This is a genomic window from Streptomyces sp. NPDC031100, assembly GCF_055570785.1.
This window is the reverse complement of record NZ_JBVIGN010000005.1, coordinates 397,320-416,249: the sequence shown is the minus strand read 5'-3', so window position 1 is coordinate 416,249 and position 18,930 is coordinate 397,320. Positions and strand designations below refer to the sequence as shown.

Genomic DNA, 18,930 nt, shown 5'->3' with positions numbered 1-18,930 from the left:
GTCTTGGCATGAACACTTCCCGTCAACACGCGTAGTTGCTACGACAGTTGTGGCAGAGATCCTGCTAAAGGGAGGTTCCATGAGACGTTCCCGATTTGCGGCATACGTGACCTCACTCCTCCTCGCCGCCGGCCTCGCCCTCACCGGGGCCGCCACGGCGCAGGCGTCTTCGACGGCCGCGACCGGTGGCTATGTGGCACTCGGCGACTCCTACTCCTCCGGAGTAGGAGCGGGCAGCTACATCAGCTCCAGCGGCAGCTGCGACCGCAGCACCAAGGCGTACCCGTACCTGTGGAACGCCGCGCACAGCCCGTCCTCGTTCGCCTTCAACGCCTGCTCGGGCGCCACGACGGACGACGTGCTCGCGGGCCAGCTCGGCTCGCTCAACTCCGCCACCGCCCTGGTCTCGATCACCATCGGCGGCAACGACGCCGGTTTCTCCGACGTCATGACGACCTGTGTCATCTCGTCCGACAGCAGCTGCCTGTCCCGGATCAACAGCGCCAAGGCGTACGTCGACTCGACGCTTCCGGGCAAGCTCGACGCCGTCTACAACGCGATCAGCGCCAAAGCCCCGTCCGCCCGGGTGGTCGTCCTCGGCTACCCCCGCTTCTACCTGCTCGGCCAGAGCTGCCTCGGCCTCTCCGAGACCAAGCGCTCCGCGATCAACAACGCGGCCGACTACATCGACGCCGCCATCCAGAAGCGTGCCCTGGACCACAACTTCGTCTTCGGCGACGTCCGCACCACGTTCTCCGGCCACGAGATCTGCTCCGGCAGCTCCTGGCTGCACAGCGTCAACTGGCTCAGCATCGGCGAGTCGTACCACCCGACCGCGTCCGGCCAGTCCGGCGGCTATCTGCCGGTGCTCACCAACGCGGCGGCCTGATCCGTCAGGAGGCTGACGGCGAAGGGGAGGCCCCGTCCGACGGGGTCTCCGTCGCCGCCGTCGCACAGGTCACCGAGAACGGCACCGCGTTCGACGTGGTCCGCACCGGACTGCGCACCTCCACGCTGATCTCGTTCTCGACCGTCCCGCTGTCGGAGTAGGCGGTCACGACCACCTGCGCCTGCTGGGTCCTCCCGCCGTCCGCCGGGAACGACAGCGTCTTCCACCCCGGGTCGGAGACCGACCCGTGTGCCAGTACCCACCGGTACTCCACCTGTGCGGGCAGCCGCCCCACCGTGAACGTCGCGGTGAACGCGGGCGCCTGCGCGGTCGGCGGCGGGCACGGTCCGTCGTACTCCGTGTGCGAACCCGTCAGCGTGACCCGCACGGACTGGGCCGGCTGACTGCTCGGCGCACTGCTGCTCGGTGCGGGCGGCGGCGCCCCGGTGTCCGACTGGGGGCTGGTGCTCGGCGAGGCGGAGCGTGCGGTGGTGCTCGCCGTGCCGGTGGGTGCGCCGGCGTTCCCGTCGCCGCCGCTGTTGTCCCGGTTGAGCAGCGCGTACGTCAGACCGGCCACCGCCAGGACGACCGCGAGAAGACCGGCCACCAGCACGATGCCGGCCCGCCGGCCGCGCTCCGGCTCGACGGCCGTGGTCTGCGGCTCCGGGTACCCGCCGGAGAGAGGCATCGGCGGTGTGTTCTGCCGGGCGGGGGACGGCCGCTGCGGCTGGGCCGCGACCGTCGGGGCGTACGGCGAGACCGGCGCCGCCTCCGTGCGGGCAGCCCCGCCCGCCGCGACGAGCCGCAGATCCCGCTCGGCCCGCTCGGCGGACAGCCGCTCGGCGGGGTCCTTGCGCAGCAGGCCCTCGATGACCGCAGCGAGCGGTCCGGCCCGGTACGGCGGCGGCAGTTCCTCGTCCACCACGGCCCGCAGGGTGCTCAGCGGAGTGTCCTGCCGGAACGGGGTGTTGCCCTCGACGGCCGCGTACAGCAGCACACCCAGCGACCACAGGTCCGACTCCGGGCCCGGGGTACGCCCGAGCGCCCGCTCCGGCGCGAGGAACTCGGGGGAGCCGACCACCTCTCCGGTCATGGTCAGTGCCGAGCTGCCCTCGACCGTCGCGATGCCGAAGTCGGTGAGGACCACCCGGCCGTCGTCGGCCAGCAGCACGTTGGCCGGCTTCACGTCCCGGTGCAGCACCCCGGCGGCGTGCGCGGCGCGCAGCGCGGACAGCACCTCGGCACCGATCCGCGCGGCCCGCTGCGGGGTCAGCGGACCCTCGGACTCCAGCTGGTCGGCGAGGGACAGCCCGCGCACCAGCTCCATCACGATCCAGGGGCGGCCGCCCTCCATCGCCACGTCGTACACCGTGACCACGTTGCGGTCGGCGACCCGGGCCGCTGCCCATGCCTCGCGCTCCAGGCGCGCGTACATCCGCTCCACGTCCGAAGCGGGCAGCCCGGCCGGGGCCCGTACCTCCTTGACGGCCACCTCGCGGTGCAGCACCTCGTCGCGGGCGCGCCACACGGTGCCCATGCCGCCCTCGCCCAGCGGGGACAGCAGGCGGTAGCGGCCCGCGATCACACGTTCACGGCCCGGCTCTTCGGACACGGGCGCCCCCCACGGAATCTGACGTGTTTCTCCGCAAAAGTAGCTCAGCCGAGGGCGGATGCGGCCCCCTTGAGCACCAATCCGGCACCCAGGGCGACGACGGTCAACGCGGAGACGAGCGGCAGCGTCCGGCGCACCACGGCGGCCGCCGGGTGGGCGGTCCAGCGCGGGCGCCGGTCCAGCACCCGGGTGACGCCCGAGCCCAGCTTGACGACGGCGAACCCGGCCGCCGTGAGCGTCAGTGCAAGACCGGCGCCGTACGCCACGACGAGCAGCAGACCGAACCAGGCCTTGCCGAGCGCCGCGGCACCGACCAGTACGACGACCGCGGAAGGGCTGGGCACCAGACCACCGGCGAACCCGAGCAGGATCGTGCCGCGGAGGGTGGGGGCGGTGGGGTGGGTGTGGGTGTGGCCGCCGTGGGTGTGTTCGACGGCGTGGTGGTGAGAGTGCCCGTGATGGTGATCGTGATGATGATCGTGATGGTCATGGGCTGTTCCGTGGTGAGCGCCCACGCCGGCCAACTGACGCTCCTCCGCCTCCTCGTGGACATGGGTATGGGTGTGTGCGTGCGCACGGTTGCGCCAGGCCCGGCGTACGAGGTTCGCGCCCGCCACGAGGACCAGGGCGCCGCTGGCGATGCCCAGCCAGGCGATCACCGAGGGCGTGGCGGCGGAGCCCGCCGTGACGAGCAGGCCCAGCGCGACCACGCCGAGGGTGTGGGTCACCGTGACCGAGGCGGCCAGGGGAAGCACGTCCCGCAGCCGGGCGCGGCCCCCGCGGGCGGCCGCCGTCGCGGCCATCAGGGTCTTGCCGTGGCCCGGCGCGAGGGCGTGCATAGCGCCGAGGACGACGGCGATGAGCAGGGCGAGCGCGGCGAAGCCGACGGTGAGGTCGTGGTGGGCGACGAGGTCGTCCAGGGCGCGCGTCCAGCGGTCGGCGCCCCGGGGCAGCACGGAGGCGCCCGGGGCGTCCTGCCGCTCCTCGGCGAGGGCCGGGCCGCCGGGGCGCACGCGCAGGGAGGCGGTGGCGGTGTCGGCGGGGGAGGACAGCAAGTCCTTGGGATAGCTGGTGAGTTCGTGCGAAACCGACTTCTTCGGTACGTCCGTCGCGGTGAGCGTCATGCGGTCGCCGCGCGCGGTGATCTCCCGCCAGCCGGGCCCGCTGGTGGCACCCGCGCTGTGAAAGCCGAGGGCGACGGACTTCCCCTGGGGCAGCGGCGCGGTGAACCGGCACTCCACGCGCAGCGTGTTCAACCCGGCCTGCCCGGGCCGCAGCTGGGCGTGGGCGGAGCCGGAGGCCAGCGGGGCGGCGCGTCCCGCGATGGTGAGCCTGCTGTCCTGCGCGGCCTCGGCGCAGCGCCGCTCGGCCCACGCGGTGAGTCCCAGCCGCTGGATGTCGGGCTTGGCCTGGGTGGCCGGGATCTCCGCGAGGTCCTCGACATGGTCGACGCGGAGCCGGCCGGGGGCGGCGACGAGACCGTCGTAGCGGTTGACGGTGAAGTTGCCGAGGGGGTGCGCGCTCGCGGCCGTGGCCGGGGTGAGCGCGAGGGCGCAGGCGGCGGCGAGGACGGCCGCGGCGGAGGCGAGCGGGCGGCGCAGGTTCACTTCGCGGCCTCCAGGGCCTTGCGGGCCCGCTCCGCGCCCAGGGGCGAGAAGCCGGGGTTCAGCTTCAGGGCGGCCGTCAGGGAGGCGCGGCTCCCCTCCTTGTCGCCGGTGGCCAGCTCGATCATGCCGCGGTGATAGAGGAAGGCGGCGCTGCGGTAGCCGGTCGCCGTGGCCCGACGGGCGTACGAAAGGGCTTCTGCGTCATGGCCGTTGACGTGCAACGCCCAGGCGAGGGCGTCCGCGGTGTGCACCGTGTGGCGGCGAGCCCATTCGGCGCGGGCCGCGCGCAGGGCGGACGCCTTGTCGCCGTGGTCGGCGGCGGCCAGCGCGGTGTCGAGGTCGGCGTTCACGCCGTTGGCGCGGGCCAGGGCGGTCCAGGCGTCCACGAGCGCGTACTGGTCGCGGGCCCTGGCCCGGTCGCCGGCCGCGCCGCGGGCCTCGTACAACTCCCCGAGTTCGACGAGCGGTCCGGGCAGCGGATAACGGGAGACCACGGTCTGCAGTCCCCTGATCGCCGCGTCCCGGTCACCGCGCGCCGCCTGGGCGCGGGCCCGGCCCTCCAGCGCGGGGAGGTAGTTCTCGTCGGCGGCCAGCGCTCGGGCGTAGTAGGTGAGTGCGGAGTCGTAGTCGCCCTGATTCCAGGCGAGTTGGCCGAGCTGGGCGGACACGTAGGCGACATCGCCCGGCGAAGTGGCCGCGGCCAGGGCCTGCTTCAGCACGCGCCGGGCGGTCGTCACGTCGCCACCCAGCTCGTGTACGTACGCGTACCGCGTGAAGACCGGCACCCCCGGCTTGCGCGCGTCCGCGGTCTCGGCGGCGCGGGCCGCCTCGGCGTACCGGCCCAGTTCGACCAGTGCGTCGATGCGCGAGGACAGGGCGCGTTCGCTGTACGGATTCTGCTCCAGGGCTTGGTCCGCATAGGTGAGGGCGTTCTTGAAGTCGTGCCGGGCGGCGGCGAGTGCGGCGCGCCCGGCCAGGGCCTGGTCGTTCCCGGGCGCCAGTTCCAGGGACCGCTTCAGGGCCTTCTCGGCCTGCGGATACCGGGCGGGGTCACCCTTGGTCCGCGCCTGCTCGACATACGCCAGCCCAAGAGTGGCCCAGCTGCCGAAGTCCCGTGGCTGAGACCGCAGATGCGACTGGAGAGCGGCAATACTCGCGTCCAGATCACCGCCGCCCAGCACGGCGGGGTCGACACCACTGGAAGCGGCCGCCACCGACACCGGCCCGCTGTCCCGCGCGGCCCCGACGGCAATCGCCCCACCGGTCATCGCCACGGCCAACAGGGCTGCACATCCGAGAAGTTGCACAGCCCGCCACCGTCGCCCAGCAGCGGCGACCCGACGAACGGCCGCCACACGCTGATCGCCCCCGGCTCCGGAAGACGGCAACTCAGAGACACCGGAGGCGGTCCCTGCCGCGCCGAACTCCCCTGCGGAAACGGTTGACCCCGCCCCCGATACGGCGGGCGCCGTTGCCGACTCGACAGGCTTGGAGATCGACTGGCTGGGCTCCGGCGCCGACGTGGCGGCGGCTGCGGCCGGCTCGGCGGGCTCGGAGGCGGGCTTGGCGGGCATCGGCTCCGGCAGGGCCGGCGCCGAGGTCGGCTGGGTGGGCTCCGGCGCTGATGTGGTGGGCGCGTTTGCCGACTCGGCGGGCCTGAAGGCTGGCTCGGTGTGCTGCGGTGCTGACAGGGCGGGCCCGGCGGTCGACGAGGCGGGAGCCATTGCCGGCTCGGCGGGCTCGGAGGCGGGCTTGGCGGGCTCCGGCTTCGACAGGGCTGGTGCCGAGGTGGACTGGGTGGGCTCCGGCCCTGACGCGGCGGGCGCCGACCCCGACACGGCAGGCGCCGACCCCGACACGGCAGGCGCCGCGGCCGACTCGACAGGCATCGTCGCCGATGCGGCGGGGGTCGCGGCTGACCGGGGAGGTTGGGAGGTCGGCTTGGTGGGCTCCAGCTCGGACAGGGCAGGCCCGGAGGCCGGCTCGGTGTGCTCCGACCCCGGCAGAGCAGGCACCGCGGCAGACTCGGCTGGATGCAAGGCTGGCTCGGTCGGCGCCGCTGCCGGCACGGCAGGCTCCCGCCCCGCCGAAGCGACCGGTTCCGGCGCCGACTTGGTGGGTGCGGCGGCCGGCTCGGCGGGTTCCGCCGGCGCGGGCGGCTCCGGCGCCGACGCGGCAGGCTCCGACCCCGGGAGGGTGGGTGGCGCGGCCGACTCGGCAGGCTCCGGCCCCGGGAGGGTGGGTGGCGCGGCCGACTCGGCAGGCTCCGGCCCCGGGAGGGTGGGTGGCGCGGCCGACTCGGCGGGCTCCGGCCCCGGGAGGGTGGGTGGCGCGGCCGACTCGGCGGGCTCCGGCCCCGGGAGGGTGGGTTGCGCGGCCGACTCGGCAGGCTCCGAGGCGGACGAGGTCGGCTCCGACCCCGATACGGCAGATGCGCTCAGCGCAGTCTCGGCGGGACCCCGGTCAGGCCCGGGCTGCGGGCCGGTTCCGGGAGTGGCGGGTGTCGAGGTGGCACCCGCGGTCGCGGCCCTGCTCTCCGTGGGCCCGCCGGTCTCCTCGTCATTGGTGCGCGGGGCCATGCCCTCTCCTAGGTCGCCTGATCATGGTTCGGAAGGGGAAGGGCGCGGCCCGCCGTGGGGGAGGGGGAAACGGGCCGCGCCGGTCGGTGGGGTGGGGGTCAGTACGGGCGCTGCATGCGGCGGCGCCACCAGGCGAAGGCGGTGCCGATCAGCAGGATCCCGGCCGCGCCCGAGGCCGCCGAGGCGGCGATGAGCACGGTGTTGCCGGAGCCGGAAGAAGAGGACCCGGCCGGCTGCAGGGCGTCGCCGAGCTGGCTGCGTACGTCCGTGCCCGAGGTCGTGCCCTTGGCGAGCGGGCCGCGTGAGCCCGAGGTGGGCTGGGCGACGTACGGGAAGTACTTCTCGAACTTCTTGTCGTTCTTGTCGACCGCGTCGCCCAGGTCGTTCTTGGAGCCGACCAGTTCACCCTCCACGACCTGGAGCGCCTCGTCCACCACGTCGTCGGTGAGCCGGCGGCCGTTCGGGAAGCCCGCGTTGTCACCGTCGAGGACACCGAGCCGCTTGGGGTGCATGCTCGGCTTGATGGAGGTGTTCAGCCGCAGCTCCTCCGAAGGCTTCACCTTCGGCGGCTGGTTGAGTCCCTTGACGCCCTTGAGGAAGACGTCGACGAGGTCGTTGCGCGGCTCGGCCGGCGCCTTGATCTTGTAGATCCCCTCGATGAGCTTCGGCAGCTCGGGGTTGGTGACGTTCTTCAGGAACTGCGCGTCGTACCAGGGCTGGGACGCGTTGAACTTGTCCTTGTCCTTCTGCGGGTTGACGACCTCGTTCACCAGCGGGTTGCCCAGGCGCGAGACCTGCGAGTAGTAGCCCTGCGCGTTCCGGCGCTGGGTGGTGGACCAGATGCCCACGATCGGCTGCTTCGACGACTCGCGGATCAGGTCGTTCGGGACCTGCAGCGCGATCGTGTTGACGTTGTAGCCCTTCAGCGTGTCCCGGCCGACCTCGGTGAGGTTGCCGCCGTAGAGCAGGTCGAAGACGCGCAGGTCCAGGAAGAAGGGGTCGTCGGCCTGGCCGGCGAAGGTCGCGGCACCGCCCGCCGTCTTGTACACCGCCTGGGCGCGCAGCTTGCCGTAGTCCGGCATGGACGCCTTGCCCACGTTCGACGGAGCGACCGGTACGTCGTCCGCGAGCTTCGTCTTCGACATCACGTGCTGGTTCTTCAGCCGGATCAGGTCGATGTCGTACGTCTGCGTGACGTTGAGGTCAGGGTCGTCCAGGCTGGTGACCGCACCCGTGTTGTAGAGGAAGGTGTTGCCGTTCTTGGTGTGCGTCTTGAAGGTGTAGCGGAACAGCAGCTCGCCCTGCGCGTCACCGTTGTTGTCGATGTGGATGTCGTACTGCGCGTCGTCCGCGAACGTGTAGAAGTTCGGGCCGCCGGCCGGTTCCTCGAACGGGATCCAGTTGGCCACGATCGTCGTGGTGTCGGGCTTGTCCGGGCTGACGAACGCGTACAGGTCCGTGTTGTCGTACTGCGGGGTCCCCGAGATCAGCGGGGCCTCCCGGTGGGAGGAGGCGGAGGCCGCCCCGGGTTCCAGCGTGGCGACGCCGGCGGCTGCGAGCCCTCCGGCGGCCAGCGCACCACAGATGAGCGAGACCAGGCCCTTGCGTCCCGTGCCGCTCCTGGAGAAGAGAGGTGTCATGCCGTCCGTCCTCAGTGCCAACTTGCCTTGACGGACGGGTATACGGAGCCGAGGAGCCGATCGGCTTGGTCCGGCGGAAGAATTTTTTTCGGCGTTTCGGACCCGCGTTTTCGGTCCTCCGATCCGTATCACCCGCCGGAGGTGTGCGCTCGTGCGGATGCGTGGGGTCAGAGGCAGGGCGGCCGGATGCGGCCACAGAGGGGGGAGCGGTGTGGAGGCGGACGAGCTTCTGGTGCTCGTGGCGGGCGGTGACCAGCAGGCATTCGAGGATCTCTACGGACTGGTGTCGGGACCGGTGTTCGGTCTCGTGCGACGGGTCGTGCGCGATCCCGCCCAGTCCGAGGAGGTCGCCCAGGAGGTGCTGCTCGAACTGTGGCGCTCCGCCGCCCGGTTCGACCCCGGCCGGGGCAGCGCCCTGTCCTGGATCCTCACCCTCGCCCACCGCAGGGCCGTCGACCGGGTGCGCAGTGCCCGCGCGGCCGGCGAACGCGAGCAGCGCGAGGCCCTGCGCGCCGGGGAACCCGCCTTCGACCAGGTCGCCGAGGAGGTCGAGGCAGGCCTCGAACGGGAATGGGTGCGCCGCTGCCTGGACCGGCTCACCGCCCTGCAACGCCAGTCCGTGACCCTCGCCTACTACGACGGCTACACGTACCGTGAGGTGGCCGAGCGGCTGTCGTTGCCGCTGGGCACGGTCAAGACGCGGATGCGCGACGGACTCACCCGGCTGCGCGAGTGCCTGGGAGGTGCCGCATGAGCATCCTCGGCCGCCTGCTGGGCCGCAAGGACCTGCACTCCCTCGCCGCTCCCTACGCGCTGGACGCCCTCGAACCCGGCGAGCGGCGCCGCTTCGAGAAACACCTCAAGGGCTGCGACCGCTGCGCCGCCGACGTCCGGGCCCTGTCCGAGGACGCGCTGCGCCTCGCCTGGTCCACGGCCGCCCCCGCACCGGCCGCCCTGCGCGACCGGGTCCTGGCCGCCGTCCGTACCACCCCGCAGGAGCAGGCGCCCACGCCCGCGCGCGAGCGCGCACCGCAGTTGCCGCCGCACGTCTGGGGCACCCAGCCCCCGCCCTCGCGCACCCGTACACCCCGGACGCGCCCTCTCTTCGTGCCCTTCGCCACGGCGACCGCCGCCGCGGCCCTCGTCGTCGCTTCTCTTTTCGCGGTCCAGGCGAACCGCGCCGAGGACCGGCTCGACGCCGAGCGGGCCCGGGCACGTGAGATCGCCCACGTTCTCGCAGCTCCCGACGCTCGCGCGGTGGGCAGCAAGGACGCCCGGGGCCGCAGTATCGGAGTAATCGCCTCCGCATCGGAGGGCCGGGCCGTCGTCACGCTCAGCGGATACGGCACCCCGTCCGGCGGCCGCGTACACCAGCTCTGGCTCATGCGCCCCCACGTGCAACCGCGCTCCCTGGGGCTCTTCGAGGGCGACACGCCCTTGATCGCCAAGGGGCTGGACAAGTCCTCGACGTCACTCGCCGTAACCGTCGAACCGAACGGCGGTTCAGCGCAGCCCACCAGCCAGCCGGTTGTCCAACTCACCTTGAAATCGGTCGGATTCGGAGAGTAGCCAAAGAGGGTTGGTCAACCTCCTTGCAGGGAAGGTGAATCCTGTGGGCGAGATACCCGCATGCCCCACTGGGGCGATAGGGTTACCCTGCCCGGGCCGGGTGGACTCGTACGGGTGGGGAGTGACATGGAGCAGATAACAGTGCGCAGCAGGGCCAGGGTCCCTGCGATCACCTGCGGGAGCAGCGCGACCAGTTCGCGCCTCGACCGCCATCTTTCGGTGCTGGCGGGTCCCGCCATACCGCAGCAGAAGGCGGCCGAGGCGACCTTGCTGATGCGTGAGCTGACGGCACGTGACACCGCGCACAAGCGCAGCGACCGAGGTGCGCGGGTCAGCCGCGTCTCCCTCTTCGCGCCGCTGCGCCGGCTGCGCCGCTCGCTGTTCGGCGGGCACTGAGCGGTCACCGAGCGCACCGCCAGTCGAACCGTCAGCCGAACCGTCAGTTCCTGGAGCCTCTTCCAGGAGGCCCGCGCTCAGGCGGCCACACCCTCCCGGCGCAACGCTGCGATCTCGTCGTCCGTCATCCCCACGGCACGCAGCAACGCCCCGGTGTGCTGTCCGAGCGCGGGCACCTCGCCCATCCGCGCCTCGTCCCCGCCCGGCAGAGTGATGGGAGGCAGCAGCGCCCTCAGCGCTCCGACCGGCGACCCCACCTGACGCCACCGCTCCCTGGCCGCCAGCTGTGGGTGGTCCGCCAGCTCGTGCAGATCCCTGAGCCGGGCGCAGGCGATACCGGCCTGCTCCAGCCGGGCCAGTGCCTCGTCGGCGTCCAGCGCGCTCAGCGCCCGCGCGACCAGCGCATCGGTCCGCTCCCGGTGCGCCACGCGCGCCGCGTTCGTCGCGTAGGCCGGATCCGTCCCCACGTCAGGCTGTCCTATGACCTGTTCGGCCAGCCGCCGCCACTCCCGGTCGTTCTGCACCGACAACAGCACCCGCCCGCCGTCCGCCGTCGCATAGGCGTCGTAGGGGGCGATGACGGCGTGCGCGAGCCCGGTACGAGCCGGGGGCTCGCCCCCGTGCATCGCGTGGTGCAGCGGATGCCCCATCCACTCGGCGAGCGCCTCCAGCATCGACACCTCCACCGGCCCGCCCCGCCCGGTCGTGCCGCGCCGCACCAGCGCGGCCAGCACCCCTGAGAAGGCGTACATGGCCGCCGCGATGTCCGCCGCCGGGATCCCCGCCTTGACCGGCTGCCCGGGCGTCCCGGTCACCGACACCAGCCCCGCCTCGCACTGTACGAGCATGTCGTACGCCCGCTTGTCCGCGTACGGTCCCGAGCTGCCGTAGCCCGAGATGTCCACGGCGATCAGCCGCGGGTGCGCCGCGCACAGCGTGGCCGCGTCAAGACCGAGCCGGGCCGCGGCTCCCTGGGCGAGGTTCTGCACGAACACGTCGGCGTCCGCGATCAGCCGTCGTACGACGTCCAGGCCGCGCGGGTCCTTGAGGTCCAGGGCGAGGGACTCCTTGCCGCGGTTGCACCACACGAAGTGCGAGGCGAGGCCGCCGGCCGCGGTGTCGTAGCCGCGCGCGAAGTCGCCGCCGTCGATCCGCTCCACCTTGATGACCCGGGCGCCCAGGTCGGCGAGCTGCCGGGTCGCGAAGGGCGCGGACACGGCCTGTTCGACGGCGACGACGGTGATGCCCTCCAGGGGCAGCGGGAGACGATCCATGGGGTGGATGATCTCCCCTGACCGGCGGCTTTGTCAGTAGCCGGTCACTGCTCGCCGTGCGCGTACCGGTGTACGGCGAGGGGCAGGAACAGTGCGGTCAGGGCGAGGCTCCACAGCAGTGACCCGGCGACGGGGTGGGCCACCGGCCAGGCGGAGTCCCGCGGGATCGGCGCGTTGCCGAACAGGTCCCGCAGGGCGGTCGTCACCGCGCTGATCGGATTCCACTCGGCGAGGGTGCGCAGCCGGCCCGGGAGGTTGGCGGTGGGGATGTAGGCGTCGGACAGCAGCGGCAGCACGAAGGAGGCGGCGCCGAGCTGCCCGGCGGCGTCCTCGCTGCGGGTGAGCAGCCCGAGGAAGATCCCGGCGCAGGTGCAGGCGAACCGGAAGAGCAGCAGCAGACCCACCGCGCCGACGGCCGCGGGCGCGGAGCCCTCGATCCGCCAGCCAACCGCGAGCCCCACCAGCAGCAGGGGCACGGTGCCGACGGCCGTGACGACGAGGTCCGCCGCCGCCTGCCCGAGGGGTACGGCGGCCCTGCTCACCGGCATCGTGCGGAAGCGGTCCATCACGCCCCGGTGCGTGTCCTGGGCGGCCTGGAACATACCGGTCATCAGCCCGCCGGCCGCGGTCGCCACGAGCAGTCCGGGCACCAGGAAGGAGCGGTACTCGCGGCCGGGCATCGCCAGGGCGCTGCCGAAGACGTAGCCGAAGAACAGGAGCATGGTGACCGGCATCGTCTGGGTCAGGACGGCGAGGCCGGGGTTGTTGCGGACCCGGCGCAGCTGCCGGCCCGTCATCGCCCGGGCGTCGTGGGCCAACGCGCTCACGGCACCAGCTCCTTGCGGTCGGCGGGCTCCCCGGTGAGTCGGAGGAAGACCTCGTCGAGGGTCGGCGGGCGCAGCCGCGCGTCGAGCAACGGCACTCCGGCCGCGTCGAGTTCGCGCACCAGGCGGGGCAGGGTGAGGGTCGGGTCGGTGGTGACCGCACCGACGGCGTTGCGCTCGCGGTGGAACACGGGGGCGGAGCCGGTGAGTTGGTCGAGGACCGCGGCCGCTCCCGTCAGCGCGTCGGCATCGGCGACGACGGCTTCGGCGTACGAGCCGACCAGCGCCTTGAGTTCGGCGGGCGTTCCGGAGTGGGCGACCTGCCCACGGTCCATGAGGGCGATGTCGTCGGCGAGTCGGTCGGCCTCCTCCAGGTACTGGGTGGTGAGCAGCACGGTGGTGCCGTCCGCCTTCAGTTCGCGCACCGCCTGCCAGATGCGGGTGCGGCTGGCCGGGTCCAGTCCGGTGGTCGGCTCGTCGAGGAAGAGCACGTCGGGCCGGCGGATCAGGCTCGCCGCGAGGTCGAGTCGGCGCCGCATGCCGCCCGAGTAGGTGGACGCGTTCCGGTCCGCGGTCTCGGCCAGCCCGAACCGCTCCAGCAGTTCGTCGGCCCGGCCGGCCGGTCCTCGCACCCGGTGCAGCCGCGCGAACAGACGCAGGTTCTGCCGGCCGGTGAGGTCGCCGTCGACCGAGGCGTACTGCCCGGCGACCCCGATCCGGCGGCGCACCGCGGCCGGGTCCCGGACCAGGTCGTGCCCGGCGACGCACGCCGAGCCCCCGTCGGGCCGGAGCAGCGTGGTCAGCAGCCGTACGGCGGTCGTCTTCCCGGCCCCGTTCGGCCCGAGCAGTCCGCAGACCGTGCCCTGCGCGACGGCCAGATCCAGCCCTCGCAGGGCGTGCACGGCACCGAAACGCTTCTCCAGTCCTTCACTGAGTACAGCGTACGTAGTAACCATGCGGCGACCATACCCCACTACGTACGCTGTACGTAACTAGGATGGTGGCCGAGGTGATGATCGATGGGAGTCCGAGGGGCCGTCCCCGAAGTGATCTGGGCGCGCCCCGAGCGCACGGGCCGGGGCCCGAAGCCCGCCTACACGCGCGACGACATCGCGGCGGCCGCCGTCCGGATCGCCGACGTGCAGGGGCTCGACGCGGTGTCGATGCGGCACGTCGCGGCCGAGCTGGGCTGCGGCACGATGTCGCTGTACAACTACGTCCCCCGCAAGGAGGACCTGTACGAGCTGATGATGGACGTGGTCAGCGCGGAGCACGAGCCGTGGGAGCCGAGCGGGGACTGGCGGGCGGATCTGCGCCGGGTGGCTCATGACACGCGCGCGCTGATGCACCGGCATCCGTGGGTGCCCCGCCTGATGTCCCCGGTCTACGGCTTCAGCCCGCACGCCCTGGGCTACCTGGAGCACTGCCTGACCTGCTTGGATCCGCTGGAGGTGGCGTACGGCACCAAGCTCGAACTGATCGCCATGCTGAACGGTGTGGTGACCGCCTACGTCCGCAACGAACTCGACACGGCTGAGCGAGTACGGGCCCTGCCGTGGTCGGAGGACGAGGAGAACGCGGCCCGCGCCGCCTACCTGAGCACTCGGATCGCGTCCGGCGCCTACCCGAGGATGGCAGCGGCGTTCGCGGAGGATGCCGGCCCGATCGATCTGGAGGCGGTGTTCCAGCGGGCGCTGGAGCGGGTCCTGGATGCCTTTGCGCCGCGCTAGCTCGGCTGGTGCGGGGTGTGGGTGGCCGGTCGCGCATGACGCCCGTCCGGGATCCTTCCCGGCCCCGCCGTGCCGAGGACGTCGCGCGGCTGGAGGCCGCCCTGCGGTGCCGCTAGAGCAGGGCGAACTGGCCCTCCGGGCCCTCCTCGTGGTGGTCGAGGACCGAGGCGGGGCGGCGGGAGGACTCCGGCACCGGGAGGATGTCCGCCTGGCGGAGGTCGGCCGCCGTGATCGTCGAGGGTGGCTTCAACTCATCACGCTGTGGGCTGAGTTCGGCCAGCAGGGCCAGGACCGTGATCAGTTCGAGGAGTTCCGATGTCCAGGGCTGGCGCCAGGTGGTCGGGCGGATCGCTGCCAGGGTGCCCGGCTCCGCCGGAGTCGTGCGGGCCGCGAACCAGGTCTCCAGGACGCGCACTCCGGCCAGCTCGTACTCCCAGGCCTCCGGCGGGACGGGGGAGATGCGGCCCTCGTCCAGGTGGAGGGTCTCCTCGTCGTGGTCGTAGTCGAGGGTTGGGGGGAGGGCGGGCAGGGGCGCGCGGACGTAGGGGCGGCGGCCGCCGGGGAGTTTGGGGCGTTCGCCGTCGCGGCGCATCAGCCAGAGCATGCGGTGGCCCAACTCGACGCCCCGGGACCAGAGTTCGCCGTCGTCGGTGAGCGGCACGGTGAGGTCGGGGCGGATCGCCGCCAGGATCCACGCCAGGGCGTCGGGCGGGGTGGGGCTGGTGCCCAGGCGGGCGGCGAGGTGGTCCAGCAGGCCCGGCGCCAGGTTCGGTTCCGTGCCGCCCGGGCGGCGGTAGAGCGGGCGGATACGGCCGGCGCGGAGGGTGGGCAGGAGCGAGGTCGCCAGCAGCGGGGCGTCCGCGTCGGCCGTCTCCACCACGAAGACCTGGTGTGCGTCCGCCACCCGCCACAACTCCGGGCGGGCCGTGTCGATCAGCCGGTGGTCCGGGATCAGCCACTGTTCGTCGAAGGGTGAGGAAAGGACTCGTACCGGCTCGGCGCACGGGCCCTCGGCGCGCGCCAGCCGCTCCGTGCCGGTGGACTGGCCGGGCAGCTGCCCCACCGCGGACTGCAGGGTGCGGGAGCGGGTCGGCTCGAACAGGGCCTCCCGGTCCGGCCCGTCGGCCTTCAGCAGGGCGTCCCAGCGGGCCTTCAGGGAGGCCGGATCGGGTGCCGTCGGCCAGGCGCGGCCCGGCCGCAACGGTGCGACGGACCACGGCATGAGGTCCGCCAGCAGCGGAGCGTCGTCGTGCGTCACGCAGGGCATGGTACGGGCTCGCCTCGCCGGCCGGGTCAGGTGGCGTCCAGAGTCACCGTGAAGGAGAAACGGTCGCCCCGGTAGTGGATGACCGCCACGTCCAGCACCCGGCCGTCGGCGTCGTACGTCACGCCCGTGTAGTGCAGGATCGGGCTGAGCAGCGGCACCTGGAGCAGCCGTGCGGTCTCCGGGTCCGCGAGCCTCGCCTCCACCGTGTCCGTGATGCGGCTGATGTCCGCCCCGACGACGTCCCGCAGCACCTTGGTCATCGGCCAGCGGGTCAGGTCGTCCAGGTCGATGCGTGCGGCCAGTTCGGGGCGGACGTGGTTGCGGGCGTGGTTGGTCGGCTCGCCGGTCTTCTCGTCGCTGCGCAGTCGGTGGTACGTCGCCACCTGGGCGAGATCCGGGAAGTACTCGGCGAGTTCGCCGGTCACCGGCGCCGTGCCGTGGTCCAGCAGCTCGGTCGTCATGCCGGACTGCTGGGCCACGATCGCGTCCACCGAGCCGAGCAGCCGCACCGGAGCCCCGCGCCGGACACCCGGCTCGATGAACGTGCCGCGCCGCCGGTGCCGGCTGATCAGCCCCTCGTCCTCCAGCTCCTTCAGCGCCTGCCGCATGGTGAGCACGCTGACCCCGTAGTGCTCGGCCAGCTGCTCCTCGGTGGGCAGGCGCAGCGGGTCCCGCGGCGAGCGGCCGAGTATCGAGGCGCGCAGCGACTGCGACACCTGGTACCACAGCGGCAGCTTGCGGTTCAGGACGATCGAATCCGGAGCGAAGGAGGTCACATGGTTATCCGTACCTGGTGAGGAACGTCCGGTGCAACGGAGGCGTCACAGGGCGCGGAAGTGCCGCTCGAGGCCCTGCCACACGTCGTCGTACCGCTGCTGGAGATGGTCGGCCCGGGCCGCGTGCGGGGTGAGCGTCACCGGCCAGCGCGTCTCGAACATGAACGCCAGCCCGTCGTCGATCTTCTGCGGCCGCAGTTCGGCGGCGCTCGCCTTGTCGAAGGTCTCCCGGTCCGGGCCATGCGCCGACATCATGTTGTGCAGCGAGCCGCCGCCCGGCACGAAGCCCTCCGCCTTGGCGTCGTAGGCACCCTCGATCAGGCCCATGTACTCGCTCATCACGTTCCGGTGGAAGTACGGCGGCCGGAAGGTGTCCTCGCCGACCAGCCAGCGCGGGGCGAAGACCACGAAGTCGACGCCGGCCAGCCCCGGGGTGTCCGACGGGGAGGTCAGGACCGTGAAGATGGAGGGGTCCGGGTGGTCGTACGAGATGGTGCCGATCACATTGAAACGGCGCAGATCGTAGACGTACGGCACATGGTTGCCGTGCCAGGCGACCACATCGAGGGGGGAGTGGTCGTAGGTCGCCGTCCAGAGGTTGCCGCAGAACTTGTTCACCACCTCCACCGGACCGTCCGCGTCCTCGTACGCGGCGACCGGAGCCCGGAAGTCCCGGGCGTTGGCGAGCCCGTTGGCGCCGATGGGCCCGAGGTCGGGGAGCTGGAAGGGCGCTCCGTAGTTCTCGCACACATAGCCGCGCGCAGACTCGTCGAGTAGTTCCACACGGAAGCGCACCCCACGCGGAATCAGCGCCACATGTGCGGGTTCCACATGGAGCCTGCCGAACTCGGTGTGCAGCAGCAGCCCGCCGCGCTCCGGCACGATCAGCAGCTCCCCGTCGGCGTCGGAGAAGACCCGCTCCATCGAGGAGTTGGCGTGATAGAGGTGCACGGCCATGCCGGTGCGCTGCGTCGCGTCGCCGTTGCCGCCCAGGGTCCACAGGCCCGCCAGGAAGTCCGTGCCCGCCGGCGGCTCGGGCAGCGGGTTCCAGCGCAGCCGGTTGGGGTCGGGCACCGTCTCGGCGAAGGGAGCCGTCCGGATCGCGCCGTTGCCGGTGCGGGTGAAGGCCGGGTGCGCGGCCGACGGGCGGATGCGGTACAGCCAGGAGCGGCGGTTGTGCGCCCGCGGCTCGGTGAACGCCGTACCGCTCAGCTGCTCCGCGTACAGGCCGAGCGGCGCGCGCTGCGGCGAGTTGCGGCCCTCGGGCAGGGCGCCCGGCACCGCCTCCGAGACGTGTTCGTTGCCGAACCCGGAGAGATACGACAGTCCCTCGGCGGTCTTCCGTGCATCCCCGCTCATGATCGCTCCCTTGCGCTCCCGATTCCTATGTAACACCGTAGGAATCAGCAGAGGGCGAGCGCAAGAGGGTCTTGGGCCGTCCTCCCTCCGGGGGTGGGGCGGGAACCAGACTTCAGGGGGATTCGGGTGCCGGAGCGTTTCACTAACCTCCCGGGCATGTCGTGGACGCGCAGAACTCTCATCGCGCTCGCGGCCTGTGTCCTGCTGCCGCTCGGAGCGCAGGGCTGCGGGACCGGCGAGGCGCACGGGCAGGGCGACACCGTCTCGCCCTCGCCGGTGGGCAAGGTCCTGGACGACACGGACGGGACCGGCCGGCACCTGCGCGAGGTCAAGCAGGGGAACGCACCCGAGGTCGGCGTCGAGGTCACCCCGGACGCCGCCGGCGGCTGGGACGTCCTGCTGACGCCGCGCCACTTCCGCTTCTCGCCGGCCGGCACGCAGCCGAGGGCGGTCCCCGGGCGCGGGCACGCAGGCCTCTTCGTCGACGGCCACTTGGTGACCCGGCTGCGGGGGCCTGCGTACCACCTGGCCGGCCGGCTCGTCCCGCACGGCACCCACCACGTCACCGCCCGCCTGTACGCCGACGACGGCACGGTGTGGGCCGTGCACGGCAAGCCGGTCGAGAGCACCGCCGACCTCACGGCGTCCGGTGCGGAGACGGACACCGCCGCCCGATGAGTGCACCGGCCACCCTTTTCCGTACCGGGGGGCGAGGTTCACCTCACCCCGGCGGAAAGGCATCATGAAGTCCGTGCCCCACGCGACCTCCCTTCGCCGCGCGCCCGTCCAGCGGCGCAGCGCCGAACGGCTGACCAGGATCCTCGACGCCTGCGCCGACCTCCTCGACGAGGTCGGCTACGACGCGCTGAGCACCCGGGCGGTGGCCCTGCGCGCCGGCGTGCCCATCGGCTCGGTCTACCGGTTCTTCGGCAACAAGCGGCAGATGGCCGACGCGCTCGCCCAGCGCAACCTGGAGCGGTACACCGAACGCGTCACCGAGCGGCTGAAGCAGGCGCAGCACGGGGACTGGCGAGCGGCCATGGACGCCGTCCTGGACGAGTACCTGAGCATGAAGCGCACCGCGCCCGGCTTCTCCCTCGTGGACTTCGGCAACCAGATCCCGGTCGGCGTCCGCCAGGCCGAGCCCAACACCCGCGTCGCCGAACGCCTCACCGCCCTGCTCTCCGGCTACCTCGGCCGCACCCCGGACGAGGAGCTGCGGCGCGTCTTCCTGGTCGCCGTGGAGAGCGCGGACACCCTCGTGCAGCTGGCCTTCCGGGTCGATCCCGAGGGGGACGAGGCGATCATCCACGAGACGCGGGAGCTGCTGCGGGCGTATCTGGGGCGCGTACTCGACTGAGAGCCTTTCGCAGCTTCCGCAGAGGGCTCCCCTCCATGCCTACTGGTC

The 18,930-nt window shown here is 72.5% G+C and carries 17 protein-coding genes; 7 read left to right on the top strand and 10 right to left on the bottom strand.

Annotated features, from left to right (window positions below):
• The first annotated feature begins 79 nt into the window (after nucleotides 1–79).
• Nucleotides 80–889 carry an SGNH/GDSL hydrolase family protein gene (locus tag ACZ5DS_RS17745; RefSeq protein WP_468239089.1) on the top strand — a complete coding sequence of 270 codons (810 nt, stop codon included), beginning with the start codon at nucleotides 80–82 and terminating at the stop codon, nucleotides 887–889.
• A 4-nt stretch (nucleotides 890–893) separates the two neighbouring features.
• On the opposite strand, the gene ACZ5DS_RS17740 is transcribed toward ACZ5DS_RS17745, so the two are convergent.
• From ACZ5DS_RS17740 to ACZ5DS_RS17725, 4 genes are all read right to left on the bottom strand, one after another.
• On the bottom strand, nucleotides 894–2,501 hold the full coding sequence (locus tag ACZ5DS_RS17740) for a serine/threonine-protein kinase (RefSeq protein WP_468239087.1): 1,608 nt from the start codon (nucleotides 2,499–2,501) through the stop codon (nucleotides 894–896).
• A gap of 44 nt (nucleotides 2,502–2,545) precedes the next feature.
• The gene (locus tag ACZ5DS_RS17735; protein WP_468239084.1) at nucleotides 2,546–4,108 is read right to left on the bottom strand and encodes a HoxN/HupN/NixA family nickel/cobalt transporter; all 1,563 of its coding nucleotides are present in this window, start codon (nucleotides 4,106–4,108) and stop codon (nucleotides 2,546–2,548) included.
• Complete coding sequence (locus ACZ5DS_RS17730) at nucleotides 4,105–5,682, bottom strand: tetratricopeptide repeat protein (RefSeq protein WP_468239082.1); 1,578 nt, start codon at nucleotides 5,680–5,682, stop codon at nucleotides 4,105–4,107. The genes ACZ5DS_RS17735 and ACZ5DS_RS17730 overlap by 4 nt, the downstream gene beginning before the upstream one ends.
• Before the next feature lie 1,103 nt (nucleotides 5,683–6,785).
• Nucleotides 6,786–8,327 (bottom strand): DUF4331 domain-containing protein, encoded by a 1,542-nt coding sequence (locus ACZ5DS_RS17725; RefSeq protein ID WP_468239079.1) that lies wholly within the window; start codon nucleotides 8,325–8,327, stop codon nucleotides 6,786–6,788.
• A 211-nt stretch (nucleotides 8,328–8,538) separates the two neighbouring features.
• Between ACZ5DS_RS17725 and ACZ5DS_RS17720 the strand changes: the two genes are divergently transcribed.
• From ACZ5DS_RS17720 to ACZ5DS_RS17710, 3 genes are all read left to right on the top strand, one after another.
• Nucleotides 8,539–9,081 (top strand): sigma-70 family RNA polymerase sigma factor, encoded by a 543-nt coding sequence (locus ACZ5DS_RS17720; RefSeq protein WP_468239077.1) that lies wholly within the window; start codon nucleotides 8,539–8,541, stop codon nucleotides 9,079–9,081.
• Nucleotides 9,078–9,896 carry an anti-sigma factor gene (locus ACZ5DS_RS17715; RefSeq protein ID WP_468239074.1) on the top strand — a complete coding sequence of 273 codons (819 nt, stop codon included), beginning with the start codon at nucleotides 9,078–9,080 and terminating at the stop codon, nucleotides 9,894–9,896. The genes ACZ5DS_RS17720 and ACZ5DS_RS17715 overlap by 4 nt, the downstream gene beginning before the upstream one ends.
• Nucleotides 9,897–10,022: 126 nt before the next feature.
• Entirely contained in the window at nucleotides 10,023–10,292 is a 270-nt protein-coding gene (locus tag ACZ5DS_RS17710) for a hypothetical protein (protein WP_468239072.1), read from the top strand.
• 77 nt (nucleotides 10,293–10,369) lie between these two features.
• Here ACZ5DS_RS17710 and ACZ5DS_RS17705 read toward each other — a convergent pair whose 3' ends face one another.
• The 3 genes from ACZ5DS_RS17705 to ACZ5DS_RS17695 are packed head-to-tail and all read right to left on the bottom strand — an operon-like array spanning nucleotide 10,370 to nucleotide 13,346.
• Nucleotides 10,370–11,566 carry a CaiB/BaiF CoA transferase family protein gene (locus tag ACZ5DS_RS17705; protein WP_468239070.1) on the bottom strand — a complete coding sequence of 399 codons (1,197 nt, stop codon included), beginning with the start codon at nucleotides 11,564–11,566 and terminating at the stop codon, nucleotides 10,370–10,372.
• A gap of 44 nt (nucleotides 11,567–11,610) precedes the next feature.
• A complete protein-coding gene (locus tag ACZ5DS_RS17700; RefSeq protein WP_468239068.1) occupies nucleotides 11,611–12,393 on the bottom strand; it encodes an ABC transporter permease in 783 nt (260 codons plus the stop codon).
• Nucleotides 12,390–13,346, bottom strand: coding sequence for an ATP-binding cassette domain-containing protein (locus ACZ5DS_RS17695; protein WP_468239066.1), 957 nt, complete (start codon nucleotides 13,344–13,346; stop codon nucleotides 12,390–12,392). Before ACZ5DS_RS17695 ends, ACZ5DS_RS17700 begins: the two co-directional genes overlap by 4 nt.
• 63 nt (nucleotides 13,347–13,409) lie before the next feature.
• On the opposite strand from ACZ5DS_RS17695, the gene ACZ5DS_RS17690 reads away from it, so the two are divergent.
• Nucleotides 13,410–14,120: a TetR/AcrR family transcriptional regulator gene (locus ACZ5DS_RS17690; RefSeq protein ID WP_468239063.1), complete on the top strand. Its 711-nt coding sequence runs from the start codon at nucleotides 13,410–13,412 to the stop codon at nucleotides 14,118–14,120.
• Between the two features lie 112 nt (nucleotides 14,121–14,232).
• On the opposite strand, the gene ACZ5DS_RS17685 is transcribed toward ACZ5DS_RS17690, so the two are convergent.
• From ACZ5DS_RS17685 to hmgA, 3 genes are read right to left on the bottom strand one after another with little or no spacing between them, the layout of a single operon-like run.
• Nucleotides 14,233–15,387: a type ISP restriction/modification enzyme gene (locus tag ACZ5DS_RS17685; RefSeq protein WP_468239061.1), complete on the bottom strand. Its 1,155-nt coding sequence runs from the start codon at nucleotides 15,385–15,387 to the stop codon at nucleotides 14,233–14,235.
• 26 nt (nucleotides 15,388–15,413) lie between these two features.
• Nucleotides 15,414–16,163 (bottom strand): GntR family transcriptional regulator, encoded by a 750-nt coding sequence (locus ACZ5DS_RS17680; protein ID WP_468239059.1) that lies wholly within the window; start codon nucleotides 16,161–16,163, stop codon nucleotides 15,414–15,416.
• Nucleotides 16,164–16,208: 45 nt separating this feature from the next.
• Complete coding sequence (gene hmgA, locus ACZ5DS_RS17675) at nucleotides 16,209–17,522, bottom strand: homogentisate 1,2-dioxygenase (protein ID WP_468239056.1); 1,314 nt, start codon at nucleotides 17,520–17,522, stop codon at nucleotides 16,209–16,211.
• A 156-nt stretch (nucleotides 17,523–17,678) separates the two neighbouring features.
• Here hmgA and ACZ5DS_RS17670 point away from each other — a divergent pair, with 156 nt between their 5' ends.
• Complete coding sequence (locus tag ACZ5DS_RS17670) at nucleotides 17,679–18,200, top strand: hypothetical protein (protein WP_468239054.1); 522 nt, start codon at nucleotides 17,679–17,681, stop codon at nucleotides 18,198–18,200.
• Nucleotides 18,201–18,264: 64 nt separating this feature from the next.
• Complete coding sequence (locus ACZ5DS_RS17665) at nucleotides 18,265–18,882, top strand: TetR/AcrR family transcriptional regulator (RefSeq protein WP_468239052.1); 618 nt, start codon at nucleotides 18,265–18,267, stop codon at nucleotides 18,880–18,882.
• The last annotated feature ends 48 nt before the right edge of the window (nucleotides 18,883–18,930 follow it).

What these genes read in the sequence shown, in the direction of transcription:
- ACZ5DS_RS17745 (WP_468239089.1), top strand. Translation starts at nt 80, where the DNA reads ATGAGACGTTCCCGATTTGCGGCATACGTGACCTCACTCCTCCTCGCC.
- ACZ5DS_RS17730 (WP_468239082.1), bottom strand. Translation starts at nt 5,682, where the DNA reads ATGCCCGCCAAGCCCGCCTCCGAGCCCGCCGAGCCGGCCGCAGCCGCC.
- ACZ5DS_RS17725 (WP_468239079.1), bottom strand. Translation starts at nt 8,327, where the DNA reads ATGACACCTCTCTTCTCCAGGAGCGGCACGGGACGCAAGGGCCTGGTC.
- ACZ5DS_RS17715 (WP_468239074.1), top strand. Translation starts at nt 9,078, where the DNA reads ATGAGCATCCTCGGCCGCCTGCTGGGCCGCAAGGACCTGCACTCCCTC.
- ACZ5DS_RS17710 (WP_468239072.1), top strand. Translation starts at nt 10,023, where the DNA reads ATGGAGCAGATAACAGTGCGCAGCAGGGCCAGGGTCCCTGCGATCACC.
- ACZ5DS_RS17705 (WP_468239070.1), bottom strand. Translation starts at nt 11,566, where the DNA reads ATGGATCGTCTCCCGCTGCCCCTGGAGGGCATCACCGTCGTCGCCGTC.
- ACZ5DS_RS17695 (WP_468239066.1), bottom strand. Translation starts at nt 13,346, where the DNA reads ATGGTTACTACGTACGCTGTACTCAGTGAAGGACTGGAGAAGCGTTTC.
- ACZ5DS_RS17690 (WP_468239063.1), top strand. Translation starts at nt 13,410, where the DNA reads ATGGGAGTCCGAGGGGCCGTCCCCGAAGTGATCTGGGCGCGCCCCGAG.
- ACZ5DS_RS17685 (WP_468239061.1), bottom strand. Translation starts at nt 15,387, where the DNA reads ATGCCCTGCGTGACGCACGACGACGCTCCGCTGCTGGCGGACCTCATG.
- hmgA (WP_468239056.1), bottom strand. Translation starts at nt 17,522, where the DNA reads ATGAGCGGGGATGCACGGAAGACCGCCGAGGGACTGTCGTATCTCTCC.
- ACZ5DS_RS17670 (WP_468239054.1), top strand. Translation starts at nt 17,679, where the DNA reads ATGTCGTGGACGCGCAGAACTCTCATCGCGCTCGCGGCCTGTGTCCTG.
- ACZ5DS_RS17665 (WP_468239052.1), top strand. Translation starts at nt 18,265, where the DNA reads ATGAAGTCCGTGCCCCACGCGACCTCCCTTCGCCGCGCGCCCGTCCAG.